The sequence below is a fragment of the Nocardioides alkalitolerans genome (assembly GCA_038184435.1).
GTDB lineage: Bacteria > Actinomycetota > Actinomycetes > Propionibacteriales > Nocardioidaceae > Nocardioides > Nocardioides alkalitolerans_A.
Genome location: CP116227.1, coordinates 1582566 through 1601188, shown reverse-complemented (window position 1 = coordinate 1601188; position 18623 = coordinate 1582566). Strand labels below are relative to the sequence as shown.

The 18623-nt window shown below is 74.7% G+C and carries 22 protein-coding genes; 18 read left to right on the top strand and 4 right to left on the bottom strand.

Annotated features, from left to right (window positions below; genetic code table 11):
* The first annotated feature begins 29 nt into the window (after nucleotides 1–29).
* From PIR53_07750 to PIR53_07740, 3 genes are all read left to right on the top strand, one after another.
* Complete coding sequence (locus tag PIR53_07750) at nucleotides 30–1184, top strand: ferrochelatase (protein ID WZH53876.1); 1155 nt, start codon at nucleotides 30–32, stop codon at nucleotides 1182–1184.
* Nucleotides 1181–2047 carry an inositol monophosphatase family protein gene (locus tag PIR53_07745; GenBank protein WZH53875.1) on the top strand — a complete coding sequence of 289 codons (867 nt, stop codon included), beginning with the start codon at nucleotides 1181–1183 and terminating at the stop codon, nucleotides 2045–2047. The genes PIR53_07750 and PIR53_07745 overlap by 4 nt, the downstream gene beginning before the upstream one ends.
* Before the next feature lie 145 nt (nucleotides 2048–2192).
* Nucleotides 2193–2483: a DUF4193 domain-containing protein gene (locus tag PIR53_07740; GenBank protein WZH53874.1), complete on the top strand. Its 291-nt coding sequence runs from the start codon at nucleotides 2193–2195 to the stop codon at nucleotides 2481–2483.
* Between the two features lie 136 nt (nucleotides 2484–2619).
* On the opposite strand, the gene PIR53_07735 is transcribed toward PIR53_07740, so the two are convergent.
* Both PIR53_07735 and PIR53_07730 read right to left on the bottom strand, forming a co-directional pair.
* On the bottom strand, nucleotides 2620–2952 hold the full coding sequence (locus PIR53_07735; protein ID WZH53873.1) for a DUF4235 domain-containing protein: 333 nt from the start codon (nucleotides 2950–2952) through the stop codon (nucleotides 2620–2622).
* A gap of 106 nt (nucleotides 2953–3058) precedes the next feature.
* Complete coding sequence (locus tag PIR53_07730; GenBank protein WZH53872.1) at nucleotides 3059–3514, bottom strand: DUF3093 domain-containing protein; 456 nt, start codon at nucleotides 3512–3514, stop codon at nucleotides 3059–3061.
* A 110-nt stretch (nucleotides 3515–3624) separates the two neighbouring features.
* On the opposite strand from PIR53_07730, the gene dut reads away from it, so the two are divergent.
* The 12 genes from dut to PIR53_07670 are packed head-to-tail and all read left to right on the top strand — an operon-like array spanning nucleotide 3625 to nucleotide 14395.
* Complete coding sequence (dut, locus tag PIR53_07725; protein WZH54419.1) at nucleotides 3625–4092, top strand: dUTP diphosphatase; 468 nt, start codon at nucleotides 3625–3627, stop codon at nucleotides 4090–4092.
* Nucleotides 4089–4751 carry a DUF3710 domain-containing protein gene (locus tag PIR53_07720; GenBank protein ID WZH53871.1) on the top strand — a complete coding sequence of 221 codons (663 nt, stop codon included), beginning with the start codon at nucleotides 4089–4091 and terminating at the stop codon, nucleotides 4749–4751. Before dut ends, PIR53_07720 begins: the two co-directional genes overlap by 4 nt.
* A 30-nt stretch (nucleotides 4752–4781) precedes the next feature.
* Nucleotides 4782–5159 carry an OB-fold nucleic acid binding domain-containing protein gene (locus tag PIR53_07715; protein ID WZH53870.1) on the top strand — a complete coding sequence of 126 codons (378 nt, stop codon included), beginning with the start codon at nucleotides 4782–4784 and terminating at the stop codon, nucleotides 5157–5159.
* On the top strand, nucleotides 5159–5947 hold the full coding sequence (locus PIR53_07710; GenBank protein ID WZH53869.1) for a DUF3159 domain-containing protein: 789 nt from the start codon (nucleotides 5159–5161) through the stop codon (nucleotides 5945–5947). Before PIR53_07715 ends, PIR53_07710 begins: the two co-directional genes overlap by 1 nt.
* Nucleotides 5944–7314 carry a replication-associated recombination protein A gene (locus tag PIR53_07705; protein WZH53868.1) on the top strand — a complete coding sequence of 457 codons (1371 nt, stop codon included), beginning with the start codon at nucleotides 5944–5946 and terminating at the stop codon, nucleotides 7312–7314. Before PIR53_07710 ends, PIR53_07705 begins: the two co-directional genes overlap by 4 nt.
* A gap of 11 nt (nucleotides 7315–7325) precedes the next feature.
* Entirely contained in the window at nucleotides 7326–7997 is a 672-nt protein-coding gene (locus PIR53_07700; protein WZH53867.1) for a hypothetical protein, read from the top strand.
* Nucleotides 7998–8005: 8 nt separating this feature from the next.
* Nucleotides 8006–8428 carry a DUF6167 family protein gene (locus PIR53_07695; protein WZH54418.1) on the top strand — a complete coding sequence of 141 codons (423 nt, stop codon included), beginning with the start codon at nucleotides 8006–8008 and terminating at the stop codon, nucleotides 8426–8428.
* The gene (gene alaS / locus PIR53_07690; protein ID WZH53866.1) at nucleotides 8428–11124 is read left to right on the top strand and encodes an alanine--tRNA ligase; all 2697 of its coding nucleotides are present in this window, start codon (nucleotides 8428–8430) and stop codon (nucleotides 11122–11124) included. Before PIR53_07695 ends, alaS begins: the two co-directional genes overlap by 1 nt.
* A gap of 7 nt (nucleotides 11125–11131) precedes the next feature.
* The gene (gene ruvX, locus PIR53_07685) at nucleotides 11132–11590 is read left to right on the top strand and encodes a Holliday junction resolvase RuvX (GenBank protein WZH53865.1); all 459 of its coding nucleotides are present in this window, start codon (nucleotides 11132–11134) and stop codon (nucleotides 11588–11590) included.
* Nucleotides 11583–12809: an endolytic transglycosylase MltG gene (gene mltG / locus PIR53_07680; protein WZH53864.1), complete on the top strand. Its 1227-nt coding sequence runs from the start codon at nucleotides 11583–11585 to the stop codon at nucleotides 12807–12809. The genes ruvX and mltG overlap by 8 nt, the downstream gene beginning before the upstream one ends.
* Before the next feature lie 4 nt (nucleotides 12810–12813).
* Nucleotides 12814–13659, top strand: a complete 846-nt coding sequence (locus PIR53_07675) for a shikimate dehydrogenase (protein ID WZH53863.1) — start codon at nucleotides 12814–12816, stop codon at nucleotides 13657–13659.
* 1 nt (nucleotide 13660) lies between these two features.
* Complete coding sequence (locus tag PIR53_07670; GenBank protein WZH53862.1) at nucleotides 13661–14395, top strand: A24 family peptidase; 735 nt, start codon at nucleotides 13661–13663, stop codon at nucleotides 14393–14395.
* A 9-nt stretch (nucleotides 14396–14404) separates the two neighbouring features.
* Here PIR53_07670 and PIR53_07665 read toward each other — a convergent pair whose 3' ends face one another.
* Both PIR53_07665 and PIR53_07660 read right to left on the bottom strand, forming a co-directional pair.
* Nucleotides 14405–15208 (bottom strand): helix-turn-helix domain-containing protein, encoded by an 804-nt coding sequence (locus PIR53_07665; protein ID WZH53861.1) that lies wholly within the window; start codon nucleotides 15206–15208, stop codon nucleotides 14405–14407.
* A 13-nt stretch (nucleotides 15209–15221) separates the two neighbouring features.
* Nucleotides 15222–15662: a hypothetical protein gene (locus PIR53_07660; protein ID WZH53860.1), complete on the bottom strand. Its 441-nt coding sequence runs from the start codon at nucleotides 15660–15662 to the stop codon at nucleotides 15222–15224.
* Nucleotides 15663–15787: 125 nt separating this feature from the next.
* Between PIR53_07660 and aroC the strand changes: the two genes are divergently transcribed.
* The 3 genes from aroC to aroB are packed head-to-tail and all read left to right on the top strand — an operon-like array spanning nucleotide 15788 to nucleotide 18619.
* A complete protein-coding gene (aroC, locus tag PIR53_07655) occupies nucleotides 15788–16987 on the top strand; it encodes a chorismate synthase (protein WZH53859.1) in 1200 nt (399 codons plus the stop codon).
* A gap of 35 nt (nucleotides 16988–17022) precedes the next feature.
* Nucleotides 17023–17508 carry a shikimate kinase gene (locus PIR53_07650; GenBank protein WZH54417.1) on the top strand — a complete coding sequence of 162 codons (486 nt, stop codon included), beginning with the start codon at nucleotides 17023–17025 and terminating at the stop codon, nucleotides 17506–17508.
* Nucleotides 17501–18619, top strand: coding sequence for a 3-dehydroquinate synthase (aroB, locus tag PIR53_07645; GenBank protein ID WZH53858.1), 1119 nt, complete (start codon nucleotides 17501–17503; stop codon nucleotides 18617–18619). Before PIR53_07650 ends, aroB begins: the two co-directional genes overlap by 8 nt.
* Nucleotides 18620–18623 lie beyond the last annotated feature (4 nt).

The following is an 18623-nucleotide window of genomic DNA, read 5'->3' as shown; positions in this document are numbered from 1 at the left end:
GCCCATCGGGGCGTCCCTACGATGGGCGCATGCCCGCTGACGTGACCCCCGATCTGGCTCCCGGAGCCGCCCCCGACGTCTCGCCCTACGACGCGCTGCTGCTCGTCGGCTTCGGCGGTCCGGAGGGCCCGGACGACGTGGTCCCGTTCCTGGAGAACGTCACACGAGGCCGCGGCATCCCGCGGGAGCGTCTCGTCGAGGTGGGCCAGCACTACCAGCTCTTCGGCGGTCGCTCCCCGATCAACGACCAGAACCGCGCGCTGCTCGCGGCCATCCGCGAGGACCTCGCCGCGGCGGGCATCGACCTGCCGGTCTACTGGGGCAACCGGAACTGGGACCCCTACCTCGACGACGTGGTCACCCAGATGGCGCGTGACGGGGTGCGCCGGGCGGCGGCCTTCGTGACGTCCGCGTACTCGTCGTACTCCTCCTGCCGGCAGTACCGCGAGAACCTCGCCGGCGCCCGGATCGCCGCGGAGGAGGCGGGGCTCGAGGCGCCCGTGCTGGACCGCTTCCGGGTCTACTTCAACCACCCCGGCTTCGTCGGCCCCAACGTCGAGGCCGTGCTGACCGCGCTCGAGGGACTGCCCGCCGAGGTGCGCGACGCGGCGCGGCTGGTCTTCGTCACCCACTCCATCCCGACCACGATGAACGACAGCAGCGGCCCCGACGGCGACGCCTACCGCACGCAGCACCTCGACCTCGCCGAGGTGATCGTGGCCGAGGTCGCCGCCCGCACGGGCGTCGAGCACGGCTGGGACCTCGTCTACTGCTCGCGCTCCGGCCCGCCGCAGGTGCCGTGGCTGGAGCCTGACGTCAACGACCACCTCGAGGCCCTCCACGCCGACGGGGTGCCGGGCGTCGTCATGGCCCCCATCGGCTTCGTCTCCGACCACATGGAGGTCATCTACGACCTCGACACCGAGGCCATGGAGACGGCCCGCGAGCTGGGCCTGCCCGCGACGCGGGCCGGCACGGCGGGCGTCCACCCCGACTTCGTCGCCCTCGTGCGGGACCTCCTGCTCGAGCGCGCCGCGGTGGAGCGGGGCGGCTCGCCGGAGCGCGCGGTGTGCGGGTCGCTGGGCCCGCGCTGGGACCGCTGCCAGCCGGACTGCTGCGCCAACGCGCGCCGCGACCTGCCGGTCGTCGGCTCGGCCGCCCCGCGTCCGGGGTTCGACAAGTGAGCGCCCCGCGTCCCGGGCTGGCGCCCGACGGCACGTCCTTCGCCGACCTGCGCGACCTGGCCTCGGGCATCGCCCTGCAGGCGGCCGGGCTCGTGCGCCGCGAGCGCGCGGTGGGCGTCGAGGTGACCTCCACCAAGACGAGCTCCATCGACATCGTCACCGCGACCGACGCGGCCAGCGAGGCCCTCGTGCGCGACCTCCTCGCCCGCCTCCGACCCGACGACGGCGTCGTGGGGGAGGAGGACGACCCGCGGGAGGGCACGAGCGGCGTGCGCTGGGTCGTCGACCCCATCGACGGCACGGTCAACTTCCTCTACGGCATCCCGGAGTACGCGGTCTCCCTGGCCGCGCAGGTGCCCGACGCCGACAGCCCGCTCGGCGACGGCTGGCGCACCGTGGCCGGCGTCGTCGTCAACGTCGCCACCGGCGACCTGTTCGAGGCCGTCGAGGGCGGCGGCGCCCGCCGGGGCGGGGTGCCGCTGCAGGTGCGCCGCACGGTCCCGCTCGCGCAGCGCCTGGTGCTCACCGGCTTCTCGTACGACGCGGAGCAGCGCCGCCGGCAGGCCGAGGCCCTCGTCGGGCTGCTGCCCCAGGTGCGCGACGTGCGGCGCATGGGATCCGCGGCGCTCGACCTCTGTGCCGTCGCTGCGGGCCGGGCCGACGCCTACCTCGAGGAGGGCACGCGGCTGTGGGACCACGCCGCCGGCGTGCTCGTCGCCAGCGAGGCCGGCGCCCGTTGGGAGCTGCTGCCGGGGGTCGGCGGCCGCCCGCTGCTGCTGTGCGCCCCGGCCGGCGGCTGGGACGAGCTGCACCGGGCCGTCGTCGGCGCGGGCTTCACGGCGAGCGAGCCGGCGACGGAATAGCCCGACCTCCCGCGCTGTTCTCGCGGCCGGTGGCCCTCCGAGGGGACACCGGTGTTCGGCGGACGGGAGCGATGGTGCACAATCTGCCGCGCCCGGCACGGGCCAGCAACACCGCACGCAGCGACTTTTCCGGGGATGGGGACTGATGGCAACCGACTACGACGCACCTCGCAAGAACGAAGAGGACCAGAGCGAGGAGAGCATCGAGGAGCTCAAGGCGCGTCGGCACGACAAGAACTCGGGCAAGGTCGACGAGGACGAGACGGAGGCCGCGGAGTCGTTCGAGCTCCCCGGCGCCGACCTCTCGCACGAGGAGCTCGCGGTGGAGGTGAAGCCGCGCCAGGAGGACGAGTTCACCTGCATGAGCTGCTTCCTGGTCCACCACCGCAGCCAGCTCGCCGACTCCACGCGGCTCATCTGCCGCGACTGCGTCTGAGCGCAGCAGCAGCAGCACCGCCGCCCCGTCCGGGGCGGCGGACACGACAGGCGCCGATCACCCGCGGGTGACCGGCGCCTGTGTCGTTCTCGGTGTGGTCCTGGGGTCGTACCCGGTGGTGGGTCGACGGTGGCCCTCAGTGGGCCGGGGCGGACGCCTTGCTCGCGTCCTGGCCGTCCTTCTGCAGCTCGGGCGGCAGGTGGCCGGTCGAGCGCGCGTAGTACTCCGCCGTCTTCCGCGCCGCCAGCATGCGGGCCAGGGCCATGACGGTGCCGGACGCCACGGCCCACGCCACGGCCTCCCACAGCTCCACGTCGGGGTCGGCGGGGTTGGCAGGAGGGTTCTTCCCGGTCGAGGCACGCCACGCGGTGGTGAGCGCGGTCTTGGCGGCCATGCCCGCCACGATCGTCGCGACCGCGGTGCCGGCGGAGAAGACCTTCGGGTTCTTGGCCTTCTTCTTCTTGGACATCGTGCGCCTCCTCGGCGGTGGTTCGTCCGGTGGTCCGCCCCACCTTAGAGTCGTGGCCCCAGCGCGCCGTTCTCCGGGGCGCCGGGCCACGACGCGGATCGGTCGATCAGTGCTGGCGGGCGGCGGCGAGCGCCGCGGCGACCTTCTCGGGGTGCCGGCAGCTGACGAGCCAGTACGGCGTGGGGTCGGCCGGGTCGGTGATGCTCACCTTCACGCTGCGCCGCAGGTAGGGGCGCAGCAGGAGGAACGCGCGGGCGTCCGCGTCGCGTCCGGCGACCAGGCGGGTCTGCTCCGCGTCGAGCGCCACGACGTCGCCGACGTGCTCGAGCCCGACCTCGGCGGGACCGGCCACCAGCGTGCGTCGCTCCGTCACGGCCACCTGCACCCGGCCGTACGAGGTGAGCGCGAGGGCCAGCAGGGCCAGCACCACGGCGGTCACGAGGGTGGGGACCCACCAGAGGTGGGCGGGGAAGGCGACGATCGCCGCCAGCCAGAACGTCGCGACCAGCATCGTGCCCTGGGCCCACCACCGCAGGGGGACGGTGAGACGTTCGGCGTACACGCGGACGAGTTTCCCATCCGGCGCGACGTGGACGGCCACCGCCCCACCGGGGCCGCGTAGATTGCGCGGACGTGACCACCCCACCCGTCCCGTCGACCGTCGACGTCGAGATCCACCTCCTCGACCGCGGCCTCGAGCCGCCCGCCTACGCGCACCCCGGCGACGCCGGCGCGGACCTGCGCACCACGGAGGACGTCGAGCTCGCCCCCGGCGAGCGGCGCCTCGTGCCCACCGGCGTGGCGATCGCGCTCCCGGAGGGGTACGTCGCGCTCGTCCACCCCCGCTCCGGGCTCGCCCACCGGCACGGGCTCTCCATCGTCAACACGCCGGGGACGGTCGACGCGGGCTACCGTGGCGAGATCAAGGTGCTCCTGGTGAACCTCGACCCGGCGACCCCGGTGCGTCTGCAGCGTGGCGACCGGATCGCGCAGCTGGTGGTGCAGCGCGTCGAGCGGGTGCGGTTCGTGGCCGTCGACGACCTGGCGCCGTCGGCGCGGGGCGTCGGGGGCTACGGTTCTACGGGTGGATTCGCCGGGGCCTCCGGGGCCGACCGGCCGGAAGAGGAGAAGTTGAGTTGAAGTTCCGTCGCAAGCGCCCTGCGGGCGGCCCGGCGAGCGCCGACCAGGGAGTGGCCGGTCCGACCGCGCTGACCCCGTCGTTCGGTGACCCCGAGCGCGTCGAGCAGGTGACGACCGGTCCGTTCGACGTCAAGGACGTCGACCTGGAGGACGGCGTCGAGCGGGTCGACCTCGGCTCCCTGCTCATCACCCCCGGCGCGGGTCGGGACGTGCGGCTCCAGGTGGACCAGAAGACCAACCGCGTGCAGGCGGTGCTCATCGCGAGCCCCGAGGGCGCGATCGAGCTGCGTGCCTTCGCCGCCCCCCGCAACGGCGACCTCTGGGGCGAGACGCGGCCGCGGATCGCGGCGGAGACGACCCGTCGCGGTGGCACGGCCGAGGAGCAGGAGGGGCCGTTCGGCACGGAGCTGCGCGTGCAGACGACCGTCAAGAAGCCCGACGGCACCACGGCCGTCCAGCACTCGCGCGTCGTCGGCGTCAACGGACCCCGGTGGCTCCTGCGGGCGACGTTCCTCGGCACGCCCGTCGTGGACGAGGCCGCCGGTGCTGCCTGGGCGGCGGTGCTCGAGCAGGTCGTCGTACGCCGCGGCGACGCCGCCATGGCGGTCGGGGACGCGCTCCCCATCACGGTGCCCGAGACCGCCCGCCGGGTGCAGTGACCCGCGGATGACCACCGGGGCGGACGCACGATGAGCACGGGGCACGGCGAGCGGCGACGCTCGCTCTTCCGGGGCCGCGGGCGCGAGGGACAGCTGGTGGACCAGCACACCTCCGACCTGCGGCGCGACCACGGCGCGATCGGGCGGGTGACGATCGCCGAGGCGCCCGACCGGGAGCCCGTCGAGCTGTTCGGCACCCTGCGTGCGGTGACGCTCGCGCCGCGCGGCGGCGTGCCCGCCCTCGAGGCGGAGCTCAGCGACGGCACCGGCGTGCTGACCCTCATCTGGCTGGGCCGCCGGTCCATCCGCGGGATCGCGGCCGGACGCAGCATCTCCGTGTCGGGACGCACGGGACTGCAGGACGGCGTGCGGGTCATGTTCAACCCGCGCTACGAGCTGAGGCCCTGATGTCGTCCGCCCAGCCCGAGCCCGTCGAGCAGGGGGAGCCGGGGAAGCCGTCGCGGCCGCCGGTCAGCGTCGACACCGTCGAGGCGCTGGTGCGCCAGCAGCTCTCGGACGCGTTCGGCGGGGTGCGCGGCTTCGCGGAGGCCGCCGTCCCGACCCTCCTCTTCACCATCCTCTGGCTGTCCACGCGCGACCTGCAGCTCGGCCTGGTCGTGAGCGTGGCCGCGACGGTCGTGCTCCTGGTGGCCCGCATCGTGCAGCGGTCGACGGTGCAGTACGTCATGAACGCCCTCGTCGGCATCGGCGTCGGCTGGCTGTTCGTGCACCTGTCCGCCCGCTCGGGCGGCTCCGTCGACGACCAGGCGCTGGCCTACTTCCTGCCGGGCATCCTCTACAGCGCGGGCTACACGGTCGTGGTCGGCCTGAGCTGCCTCGTCCGGTGGCCCCTCATGGGCTTCCTCATCGGCACGGTGACCGGCGACCTCACGGGCTGGCGGGACAACGACCAGGTGGTGCGCCTCTGCACCCGCCTGACGTGGCTGCTGGTGCTGCCGGGCGCGATCGGCGTCCTGCTGCAGGGGCCGGTGTGGCTCGCCGGGCACTCCGGGGCGATGGGCGCGGGCACGGCCGTGGCGCTGCTCGCCGGCCTCCGGCTCGGGCTGGGCTGGCCGTTGCGCATCGCCTCCTTCGCCGCCATGATCTGGCTCCTCTCCCGCGACCGCACGCCGCTGGCCGCCGACGGTGAGCCGCCGGCGTCCTCGGCCGCCCCGAGCACCCCGACCGCGACGTGAGCGACGGGCTCTTCGACCTCCCGGGCGGCCCCGGCGCGCCGGCCACCGGCGGCGGTGGCTCGCTCAGCGCCGCCCAGCACGCGGCCGCGCCCCTCGCCGTGCGGATGCGGCCCCGCACCCTCGACGAGCTGGCGGGCCAGGACCAGCTCCGTGCCCCGGGCTCGCCGTTGCGGCAGCTGATCGAGGGCGACAAGTCCCTCAGCCTCCTGCTGTGGGGCCCTCCGGGCACCGGGAAGACGACCATCGCCTCGATCGTGTCCCAGCAGACGCAGCGCCGGTTCGTCGAGGTGTCGGCCGTGTCGGCGGGCGTGAAGGAGGTGCGGGCCGCGATCGAGGCCGCCCGCTCCGACCTGGTGCGCACGGGCACGGAGACGGTGCTGTTCGTCGACGAGGTCCACCGCTTCTCCAAGGCCCAGCAGGACGCGCTGCTCCCCGGCGTCGAGAACCGCTGGGTGACCCTGGTGGCCGCGACGACGGAGAACCCCTACTTCTCGGTGATCTCGCCGCTGCTGTCGCGCTCGCTGCTGCTGCGGCTCGAGTCGCTGACCGACGCCGACGTCGCCGGCGTCATCGACCGCGCGCTGGCGGACGAGCGCGGACTCGCTGGCGCGCTCACGATCGACGACGACGCGAGGGCCCACCTGGTCCGGATGGCGGGGGGCGACGCCCGGCGGTCGCTGACCTACCTGGAGGCCGCGGCCGGCGCCGCGCTCGCCCGCGAGGCCACGGTCATCGACCTGTCGACGACGGAGACGGCAGTCGACCAGGCCGCGGTGCGCTACGACCGGCAGGGCGACCAGCACTACGACGTCATCAGCGCCTTCATCAAGTCGGTGCGCGGCTCCGACGCCGACGCCGCGCTGCACTACCTCGCGCGCATGGTCGAGGCGGGGGAGGACCCCCGCTTCATCGCCCGCCGTCTCGTCATCCTCGCGAGCGAGGACATCGGGCTCGCCGACCCGACCGCGCTCACGACCGCGGTGGCCGCGGCCCAGGCCGTGCAGCTGATCGGCATGCCCGAGGCCCGGCTCAACCTGGCCCAGGCGACGGTCGCCCTCGCGGTCGCGCCGAAGTCCAACGCCGTGTACGCCGCGATCAACGCGGCCCAGGCCGACGTGCGCGCCGGGAAGATCGGCACGGTGCCGCCGCACCTGCGCGACGCCCACTACGCGGGGGCGTCGAAGATCGGGCACGGCGAGACCTACGTCTACGCGCACGACGCGCCGTACGGGATCGCGACGCAGGTGTACGCACCCGAGGTGGTGGCGGACCGCGCCTACTACGTGCCGACGGCCAACGGCGCGGAGGCCGGGGTGGGGGAGCGGTGGGCCCGCATCCGCCGGATCGTGCGCGGCGAGCCGCGATAGGGTCGGGGCCCATGACCGACGAACTGACGACGCCCGTCGTGCTGCTGGGCGTCGTGCTCGCAGCGCTCGTCGCCGTCGCGCTCGTCGTCGGTCTGCTGGCACTGCGCCGGCAGCGGCGCACCTCTGCCGCGCTCGACCGGGCCCACGCGGAGGCCGCGGCGTTGCGCACCGAGATCGAGGCCGTCCGTCGCACGGTCGCCGCCGGCGTCGCGCCCGGCTCCGGCGAGGCAGGCGAGCAGGGCGGACCCACGGGCGCCGACGAGCCGCGCGACGCGGCTCGCGCGGCCCGGTCGCGGCACGCCCCGGCGCCACCGAGCTACGTCATCACCCGCCTCGGGGGCGGCCTCCCCGAGACGGCGGGCGCGCAGGGCGACGACGCGACGGCGACCGGGCCGCGCCGCACGGTCGAGGTCGCGGGGCGCGTCGACGGCAAGCTCTTCGCCGACCTCCTGCTCCGGGAGACCCTGGTGCGGGTGGGCGCGGTCGCCCACGGCGCTCGCCGCGCGCTGGCCCCCGAGACCCGCAACCGCATCCGCTTCGAGATGCGCCGCGAGGTGAAGCGCTCCCGCAAGGAGCGCCGCGCCGAGGTGCGTCAGGCACGCCGCGAGCTGCACGCACGTCAGCGGCGTGAGGCCCAGGGGGTCGGCGAGGGCGCCGGCGACGTCGCGAAGGGCGCCGCGTGAACCGGGCGGTGTGGTTCGCGGCCGGCACCGGGGTCGGCGTGTACGCCGTCGTCCGCGCCCGTCGGGTCGCCGAGGCCTTCACGCCCGACGGCGTCCGTGACCGCCTGGCCGGCCTGCGTCTCGGCGCGCGCCTCATGGCGGAGGAGTTCACGTCGGGCGCGGCGGAACGCGACGCCGAGCTCCGGGACCGGCTCGGGCTCGTGCCCCACGGCGTCCCCGAGCTGGCCCCCGGTGCGACCCCGGATGTCACCCCGGATGTCACCCCGGATGTCACCCCGGATGTCACCCCGGATGTCACCCCGGATGTCACCCCGGATGTCACCGGCGCCGGGGTGCCTGGCACGATCGCCGCTCCTGAGCACCCTGATCAGCATTCCCACCACCGAAGCCCCGGTGCGGACGACCGCGCCACCGAGGAAGGCACGAGCTGATGGACACCGCGGAGATCCGCCGCCGGTTCACGAACCACTTCGCCCAGAACACCACGGTGGGCGAGCACACCGTCGTCCCCTCGGCGTCGCTGCTGCTCGACGACCCCAACCTGCTGTTCGTCAACGCGGGCATGGTGCCGTTCAAGCCCTACTTCCTCGGCCAGGAGACCGCGGGCTTCCCGCGGGCGACGAGCATCCAGAAGTGCGTGCGCACCCTCGACATCGAGGAGGTCGGCAAGACGACCCGCCACGGCACGTTCTTCGAGATGTGCGGCAACTTCTCCTTCGGCGACTACTTCAAGGAGGGCGCGATCACGCTCGCCTGGGAGCTGGTCACGAAGTCGGTCGCCGACGGCGGCTTCGGCTTCGACGAGTCGCTGCTCTACCCGAGCGTCTACGAGGACGACCCGGAGGCGGTGGCGCTCTGGAAGCGCATCACCGGCCTGCCCGACGACCGCATCGTCCGTCTCGGCAAGTCCGAGAACTACTGGTCGATGGGCGTTCCCGGCCCCGGCGGTCCGTGCTCGGAGATCCTCATCGACCGCGGCCCGGAGTTCGGCGCCGACCGCGACTGGGACGCGGGCGACCGCTACCTCGAGTTCTGGAACCTGGTCTTCATGCAGGACGAGCTGTCCGCCGTGCGCAGCAAGTCGGACTTCGACATCGCGGGCTCGCTGCCGAACAAGAACATCGACACGGGCCTCGGCCTGGAGCGGGTGGCCTACCTGCTCCAGGGCAAGGACAACATGTACGAGATCGACGTGGTCTTCCCCGTCATCGAGCGGGCCCAGGAGCTCACGGGCCGCCGGTACGGCGCGGACCCGGTCGACGACGTGCGCTTCCGCGTGGTCGCCGACCACGTGCGCTCCTCGATGATGCTCATCAACGACGGCGTCACGCCGGGCAACGAGGGCCGCGGCTACGTGCTGCGCCGCCTGCTGCGCCGCGCCGTGCGGTCCATGCGCCTGCTGGGCTACGGCGACCCGGCGCTGCCGGAGCTGCTGCCGGTGAGCCGCGACAAGATGGCGGAGGGCTACCCGGAGCTCCGCACCAGCTGGGACCGCATCAGCCGCGTCGCCTTCGCCGAGGAGGAGGCGTTCCGCAAGACGCTCCAGGCGGGCACGCAGATCTTCGACCTCGCCGCTGGCGAGGTGAAGCAGTCGGGGGGCACGCAGCTGTCCGGCGCCAAGGCGTTCGCGCTGCACGACACCTACGGGTTCCCGATCGACCTCACGCTCGAGATGGCCTCCGAGGCCGGCATCGACGTCGACGAGCAGGGTTTCCGCGGCCTGATGGCCGAGGCCCGCGAGAAGTCGAAGGAGGACGCCCGCCGCAAGAAGGGGCAGCACGCCGACACCACGGCGTACCGCGGCATCCTCGACGCCAACGGCCCCACGGAGTGGCTGGCCTACGAGACGCTGGAGACCGAGTCGCGGCCCGTCGCCCTGCTGAGCGGGGGCGCTCCGGCCGCGGTGCTCGGCGCCGGCGAGGTGGGCGAGCTGGTCCTCGACCGCACACCGTTCTACGCCGAGTCCGGTGGCCAGGCCGCCGACGCCGGCACCATCGAGTTCGACGGCGGACGCCTCGAGGTGCTCGACGTGCAGCGCCCGGTCAAGGGTCTCGTCGTGCACCAGGTGCGGGTCGTCGACGGCGAGTTCGCCCTGGACGCCGCCGCCTCGCGCGCGCTGCAGGCGCGGGTCGACCCCGAGTGGCGGATCGGCGCCCGGCAGGCCCACTCGGGCACCCACGTCGTGCACGCCGCGCTCCGCGAGGTGCTCGGTCCCTCCGCGCTGCAGTCGGGCTCCTACAACCGCCCGGGCTACCTGCGCCTCGACTTCGGCTGGACGCAGGGACTGACCCCGGCCCAGGTGCACGACGTCGAGCAGGTCTCCAACCAGGCGCTGCGTGCGGACCTGCCCGTCGGCTGGCAGTACATGACGCTCGAGGAGGCCCGCGCCTGGGGCGCGGTCGCGCTCTTCGGGGAGACGTACGACGAGACGAAGGTGCGCGTCGTGGAGATCGGCGGCCCCTGGTCGCGCGAGCTGTGCGGTGGCACCCACGTCGACCACTCGTCGCAGATCGGCACCATCGTCGTCACCGGCGAGGCCTCCATCGGCTCCGGCAACCGCCGGATCGAGGCGTACACGGGCGTCGAGGGCTTCGCCTACCTGGCGCGCGAGCGCGACGTGGTCGGGCAGCTCACCGGGCTCCTCAAGACCAAGCCGGACGACCTGGTCGGCCGGGTGAGCGACCTGGTCGAGCGGCTGCGTGCGGCCGAGAAGGAGATCGAGCGCGCCCGCGTGGCGCAGCTCCTCGCCGCGGCCGGCGAGGTCGCCGCGGCCGCGACGCGGGTCGGCTCGGCCAACGTCGTGGCCCACCGGGTCGACGGGGCCGGCGGCGGGGACGTGCGCACGCTCGCCCTCGACGTCCGCGCGCGGCTCGCGGCGGCCGACCCGGGCGTCGTCGTCGTGCTCGGCGTCGCCGACGGCAAGGTGGCGGTCGTCGCGGCGGTCAACGAGGCCGGCCAGGCCGCCGGCCTCTCGGCCGGTGCGCTCGTGAAGGCCGTCGGCCCGCTCGTGGGCGGCAAGGGCGGCGGCAAGGCCGACGTCGCGCAGGGCGGCGGCACCGACGTCGCCGGCGTCGACGCGGCGCTGGCTGCGGTCAGCGCCGAGGTCGCCCGCGTGGTGGGGGCCTGATCCCCCGATGACTGGAGTGCGGCTCGGCATCGACCCGGGCGACGCCCGGATCGGGGTCGCGCGCTGCGACGCCGCCGGGATCCTCGCGACACCGGTGGAGACGGTCCGCCGGGGTCGGGGTGACCTCGACCGGATCGCGGAGCTCCGCGCGGAACACGAGGCCGTCGAGGTCGTCGTCGGTCTGCCGCGCTCGCTCTCCGGCAAGGAGGGGCCGGCGGCGGCGAAGGTGCGCACCTTCGCCCGCAAGCTGGCCCGCCGGCTCGGCGACGTGCCCGTGCGGCTCGTCGACGAGCGGCTCACCACCGTGTCGGCGGAGTCGATGCTCCGCGCGAGCGGTCGCACGGCGAAGAACCAGCGGTCGGTCGTCGATCAGGCGGCCGCCGTGCTCATCCTGCAGCACGTCCTGGACACCGAGCGCCGTACGGGGGCTGCGCCTGGCCAACTCCTCGAGGAGACCGATGTCTGACCTCCACCCATCGTCCGGCCCTGCGGGCCACGACGACGACTCGCTCCTGCCGGGGGATCCCGATCCCTACGTGACGGGTGAGCAGCCCGCCGTCGACGGGCGGCGGGCGGCGGGCGGCTCGCGCCGGGCCCCGAAGAAGAAGCGCGGCAAGGGCCTCGGGTGCCTGCTGGTCGCCCTCGTGCTGATCGCAGGCGTCGTGGGTGGTCTCTACGCCGGGGTCAGCTGGGTCGCCGACCGCATCAACGGCAGCGGCGAGCCCGACGACTTCGAGGGCGTCGCGTCCGTCGAGGAGTGCGCCACCGGCGGCGACGTGGAGATCACCGTGCCGGCGGGCTACAGCGCCGGCCAGATCGGCAGCCTCCTCGCCGAGAAGGGCGTCGTGGCCTCCTCGGGCGCCTTCACCGCCGCCGTCGCCAACGACAGCGTCCGCGACGGCACGCGCTCGATGTGCGAGGGCATGACGGGTGCCCAGGCAGCCGAGCTGATGACCAACGCCGACTACATCGGCGGTGGCGGCATCACCATCACCGCGGGCTACACGAAGGGCCAGACCTTCGACCTGCTGGCGGGCGCGACGGGCATCCCCGTCGCCGACTTCGAGGCCGCGGCCGAGGACCCGTCGCTGCCGCTCCCCGCGGAGGCCGGCGGCGACGTGGAGGGCTACCTCTACCCCGACAGCTACGACTTCGGCTCCGACCCGACGGCGGTCTCGATCCTCACCCAGATGGTCGAGCGCTGGAGCGAGGCGGCCACCGGGGCGGGCCTCGTCGACGACGCCGTGCCGGGCTTCACGCAGCACGAGCTGCTGACGCTGGCGAGCATCATCCAGAAGGAGGTGCTGCTGCCGGAGGAGCGTCCCCAGGTCGCCGAGGTCATCTACGACCGCCTGGCCGGGGAGTGCGCCGGCGTGCCCGCCGGGATGCTGCAGATGGACTCGACGGTGAACTTCATCAAGGGCGCGAACACGGGGACGCCGTTCACCACCGAGGAGGATCGGCAGATCGACGACCCCTACAACACCTACAAGTACCCCGGCCTCCCGCCCGGCCCCATCGGCGCGCCGAGCGAGGCCACCATGGAGGCGGCGGTCAACCCCAGCTCCGAGGGCTACTGCTACTTCGTCGCGGCCGGCGACGGCTCGAACTCGTCCTACTTCGCGTCGGAGTACGCCGACCACCTCGAGAATGTCGACCGCGCCAACAGCAACCGCAACGGCTGAGCCGGTGCGCCGCTGCGCCGTCGTCGGCGACCCGGTCGAGCACTCGCTCTCGCCGGTGCTGCACCGCGCGGCGTACGCGGCCCTCGGCCTCACCGACGTCACGTACGACGCCGTGCGCGTCCCCGCCGGCGGCCTGACCGCCCACGTGGCGGCCCTCGGGCCGGCGTGGCGCGGGCTGTCGGTGACGATGCCGCACAAGCGCGAGGCCCTGGCGCTCGCCGACCGACGTACGCCCCTCGCGGTGGCGGCCGGGGGAGCGAACACGCTCGTGCTCGGCCCCGACGGGGTGCAGGCCGACAACACCGACGTGCCCGGCGCCGTCGCGGCGCTGCGCGAGCGTGGCGTCACCGCCGTGGACCGTGCGACGGTGCTCGGCGGCGGGGCCACGGCCGCCTCCACGGCGCTCGCCCTCACCGAGCTGGGCGCGCGCCACCTCACGGTGCTGGTCCGCTCGCCGGAGCGGGCCGCCGAGGCCGTCGCCGCGGTGCGGGCGCACCCGACGGCCCCGCACGTGGAGGTCGTCGCGACCGGCGACGTCCCGGCCGGGCTGGTCGTCGGTGACGTGGTCGTCGCGACCGTGCCGGTCGCGGGCCAGACGCCGGACCTCGTGGAGCTCCTGGCCCCCGCCCCGGTGGTGTTCGAGGTGGTCTACGACCCCTGGCCCACCCCGCTCGCCGCCGCGGCCGCCGTGGCGGGCGCGACCGTCGTCGACGGCCTCGACCTCCTCGCCCACCAGGCGCTGCTGCAGCTCGAGCAGTTCACGGGGGAGACCGTCGGTGTGGCCGTCATGCGCGACGCCGGTCGCGCCGCCCTCGCCGCCCGCACGGCGGGCGCTGGAACCGGGGCCTGACGTGGCCGTCGAGCTCGGCGCCGTCCTCGTCGCCGCCACCCTCGGTGCAGCCGCGAGCGCGGTGATGCCGGCGGTGCTGGCGCGCGTGCCCGACCCCCCGACGTACGAGGACGATGACGGACCCGCGTCGGAGCCGGACCCGGGCCGACCGACGTACCCCACCTTCGGCGAGCTCGCCCGCCGGCCCGGTCTGCCGCTCGGGTTCAGCGTCGCGGGCGCAGTCGTCGGTGCGCTGGTCGGCGCCTACGCCGGCTGGAGCTGGCCGCTGGCGTGGCTGCTCGTGCTCGTGCCGGTGGGGGTGCTGCTGAGCTACGTGGACTGGCGCACGCTCCTGCTGCCGACGCGGGTGATCTACCCGGCGTACGCCGCGGTGGCGGCCCTCATGGTGACGGCGGCGCTGGCCACGGGGGCGACCGACGACCTGCGCCGCGCGGGGATCGCGGCGCTCGTCGGCCTCGTCTGCTACTGGCTGCCATGGCGCATCAGTGCGAGCTGGATGGGGTTCGGCGACGTGCGGCTCTCGGGCCTGCTCGCCGGCGTGCTCGGTTGGGCCGGGTGGGCCGAGGTGGCGCTCGGGCTCTACCTGCCGTTCCTGCTCGGCGGCGTGGTGGCCGGCCTCCTCATGCTGCTGCGGCTGGTCGCGCGCGGCGCCTACCCGCTGGGGCCGTTCATGTTCGTCGGCACGCTGGTGGGGCTGTGGGCCGGCCCGCTGCTGCTGCCCGGCCTGGCGGGGTGAGCCTGTGCTTCACGGCACGCGTGACGTGAGCGCCGCGCGAGTGGCGGCGTCGGCGGGATAGAGCGCCTCGATCGCCAGTTCGGCCACGGTGACGTCGCCGGGCGTGCCGAACACGGTCGTGGTCGTGACGAACGCGAGCTCGTCCGCACCGACCTGCAGGCGCAGCGTGAGGACGATGTCCGCCGACGCGGACGTCGCCGACACGACGGGTGCGTCGAGCTCGGCGAGCAGGGCCGCGAGCCGCGGGTCGGCGGACACGTCGTGCTCGTGGCGGATCCGGGCGAGGATCGCGGTCCGCCAGGCGTCGAGGTTCGTGATCCGTGGTGCGAGGCCGCGGGGGTCGAGGCTCAGCCGGACGAGGTTGACCGGGGGCTCCAGCAGGTCGGCGGGCACCCCCTCGAGCAGGGCGTACGCCGCGTCGTTGGCCGTCACCAGGTCCCAGCCGCCGTCGATCACGAGCGCGGGGTAGGGCTCGTGGCCCGCCAGGATGAGCTCGAGCGCATGGTTCACCTGGTCCAGGCCGGGCGTCCCGAGCGGCAGCTCCGTGGTGTCAGGCACGAACCCGGCGGAGGCGAAGAGGCGGCGACGTTCCCGCAGGGGCACGGACAGCGCCTCGCTGAGCCGGGCGACCATGGTCGCGCTCGGGCGCGCCCGCCCGGTCTCGACGGAGGACAGGTGCCGGGTGGACACGCCGCACCGGTCCGAGAGCGCCTGCTGGGACAGTCGCCGCCGGAGCCGCCAGTGCCGCACGAGCGTCCCGACGGCGGGAGCAGCATCCTGTCCGACGTCGCGGGGGACCGGGTCGAGGCTCATGAGCGCCACTCTGTCACCCCCGCCGCGCCAGGCGGAGCTGCTCGGCGGCGAAAGCGGCGACGACCGCGGCCTGGACGACGGTCCAGGCCACGCCCGGAGCGTCGAGCCCGCCCACGACGGCGTAGTCGAGGCTCGCGACGACCCACACGCCGTTGAAGCCGGCGAGCGCGACGAGCCACCGCCGGGGGACGGGGCGCCGGGTGGCGAGCACCGCGACCGCGGCGGCGACCAGGAGCAGGAAGGCGCCGAGCCCGTGGACGAGCACGGCAGGCGCACCGCTCCACCCGGCGATCCAGTCGCCGCCGGCGGCGTACAGGAGCCCGTTGGCGCCGGTGAGCCAGGCGTCGAGGAGGAGGAAGCGGCGTGCCCGGGGGGCTGTCACGCCGGGGGATCGGGGCGAGGTGGCGGTCGCGGCGGGGGTGGCAGCGGGGGTGGCGGCGGGGGTCGTGGTCATGACCCGAGCGTGGGCCCGGGGGCGCCGGATGACCATGACCTCCGAGGTCATGGTCATCGGCCACGGCTGTCCAGGTGGTGCGACCGGCCACGGACCTGCAGTCGGTGCGTGGAACAATCCGCCCCATGCTCCGATGGCTCACCGCCGGCGAGTCGCACGGCCCCAGTCTGGTCGCGATCCTCGAAGGTCTCCCCGCCCACGTCCGTGTCACCTCCGGTGACGTCGCCGACGCCCTCGCCCGTCGCCGCCTCGGCTACGGCCGCGGGGCGCGCATGAAGTTCGAGCAGGACGAGGTGCGCTTCATCGGCGGCGTCCGTCACGGCGAGACGCAGGGCGGCCCCGTGGCCATCGAGGTGGGCAACACCGAGTGGCCGAAGTGGGAGAAGGTCATGGCGGCCGACCCGGTCGACCCGGCCGAGCTGGAGAGCAGCGCGCGCAACGCTCCGCTCACGCGCCCCCGTCCGGGCCACGCGGACCTGGTGGGCATGCAGAAGTACGACTTCGACGAGGCCCGGCCCATCCTCGAGCGGGCGTCGGCCCGGGAGACGGCCGCGCGCGTCGCGCTCGGCACCGTCGCCGCGGCGTTCCTCGAGCAGACCACCGGCGCACGGATCGTCTCCCACGTGGTGGAGCTCGGCGGGGTGCCCGCGCCGAAGGGCAGCGTGCCGTCGGCCGACGACGTCGAGCGTCTCGACGCGGACCCGGTGCGCTGCCTCGACCCCGAGGCCAGCGCGCAGATGGTCGCGCGGATCGACCAGGCCCACAAGGACGGCGACACCCTCGGTGGCGTCGTCGAGGTCGTCGTGCACGGCCTGCCGCCGGGCCTCGGCTCGCACGTGCACTGGGACCGTCGCCTCGACGCACGGCTGGCCGGTGCCCTCATGGGCATCCAGGCCATCAAGGGCGTCGAGGTGGGCGACGGTTTCGACCTGGCGGCCACCCCCGGCTCGCTGGCGCACGACGAGATCGTCGCCGACGCGCCGGGCTCGGCCGGCGACGCGCTCGGCCTGCGCCGCGCGTCGGGCCGCGCCGGTGGCACCGAGGGCGGCATGTCGACGGGTGAGGCGCTCCGCGTGCGGGCCGCCATGAAGCCCATCGCGACCGTGCCGCGGGCGCTGCGCACCGTGGACGTCGCCACCGGTGAGCCCACCGCCGCCCACCACCAGCGCTCCGACGTGTGCGCCGTGCCGGCCGCCGGCATCGTCGCGGAGGCGATGGTGGCCCTCGTGCTCGCCGACGCCGTCACGGAGAAGTTCGGCGGCGACTCGGTGGGGGAGACCGCCCGCAACGTCGAGAGCTACCTGGCTGCGCTGAGGTTCCGGTGACCCCCACCCGCCCGCGGGTCGTCCTGATCGGCTCCATGGGGGCCGGCAAGACGACCGTCGGCGAGCTGCTGGCCCAGCGATGGGACGTGGGCTTTCGCGACACGGACGCCGACGTGGTCGCGGCCGAGGGGCGCGCGATCGCCGACATCTTCGTCGAGGACGGCGAGGCCCACTTCCGCGCGCTCGAGCGGGAGGCCGTGCGCACCGCACTCGCCGAGCACGCGGGCGTGCTCGCGCTCGGTGGCGGCGCCGTGCTGGACCCCGGCACGCGGGCGCTGCTGGCCGACCACACGGTCGTCTTCCTCCAGGTCGGGCTGGCGGACGCCGTGCAGCGGGTCGGCCTCGGCACGTCGCGGCCGCTGCTGCTCGGCGGTGTGCGCGCCCGCATCAAGGCGCTGCTCGACGAGCGCACCCCGGTCTACACGGAGCTCGCCACGCTCGTCGTCCCGACCGACGGCCGCGAGCCGGCGGAGGTCGCGGCCACGATCGGGGCCCGTCTCGAGGAGGAAGCCCGTGCCTGAGCGCGAGGGACCGGTCGCGATCCACGTCGGGGGAGCCGCGCCGTACGACGTCGTCATCGGCCACGGGATCGGCGACCGGGTGCTCCCGATGCTGGGGGACGCCGTGCGGCGCGTGGCCGTGCTCTTCCCCGACGGGCTGCGCCACCTGGCCGAGCCCGTCATCACCGACCTTGAGGCCGCCGGCCTCGCCGTGCTGGAGCTGCCCCTGCCCGAGGGCGAGGGCGCGAAGACCGCGGCCGTGGCGGTCGCCGCCTGGGACGCCCTGGGCGAGGCGGGCTTCACCCGCTCCGACGCGGTCGTCACCGTCGGAGGCGGTGCGACCACCGACATGGGCGGCTTCGTCGCCGCGACCTGGCTGCGCGGCGTGCCCGTCGTGCACGTGCCCACCACGCTCCTCGGGATGGTCGACGCGGCCGTCGGCGGCAAGACCGGCATGAACACCGCGGCCGGCAAGAACCTCGTCGGCTCGTTCCACGAGCCCGCGGGCGTGGTCTGCGACCTCGCGACCCTGGCGACCCTGCCGCACGACGAGCTCGTCAGCGGCCTCGGCGAGGTCGTCAAGTGCGGCTTCATCGCCGACCCCGAGATCCTGCGGCTCGTCGAGGAGGACCCGGCGGGTGCGGCCGACCCGGCCAGCCCGGTGCTCGCCGAGCTCGTGCGGCGCTCGGTGCAGGTGAAGGTCGACGTCGTCGTCGGGGACCTCAAGGAGACGGCCGGGTTCGCCGGCGGCGGGGGACACCCCGGTCGCGAGGCGCTCAACTACGGCCACACGATGGCGCACGCGATCGAGCGGGCGGAGGACTACACGATGCGCCACGGCGAGGCCGTCGCCATCGGCATGGTCTTCATCGCCGAGCTCGCCCGCCGCACCGGCCACCTCGACGACGCGACGGCGGCCCGCCACGTGTCCACGCTCGCGGCGGTCGGGCTGCCGACCCGGTACGACGGGGCGCCCTACGAGGAGCTGCACGCGGCGATGAAGGTGGACAAGAAGTCGCGCGGCGACCAGCTCCGGTTCGTCGTGCTCGACGGCCTCGCCCGGCCACGCGTGCTGGCCGGACCGGCCGAGGAGCACCTGCGCGCGGCGTACGAGAGGATGCGCGGCGCCTGACGGC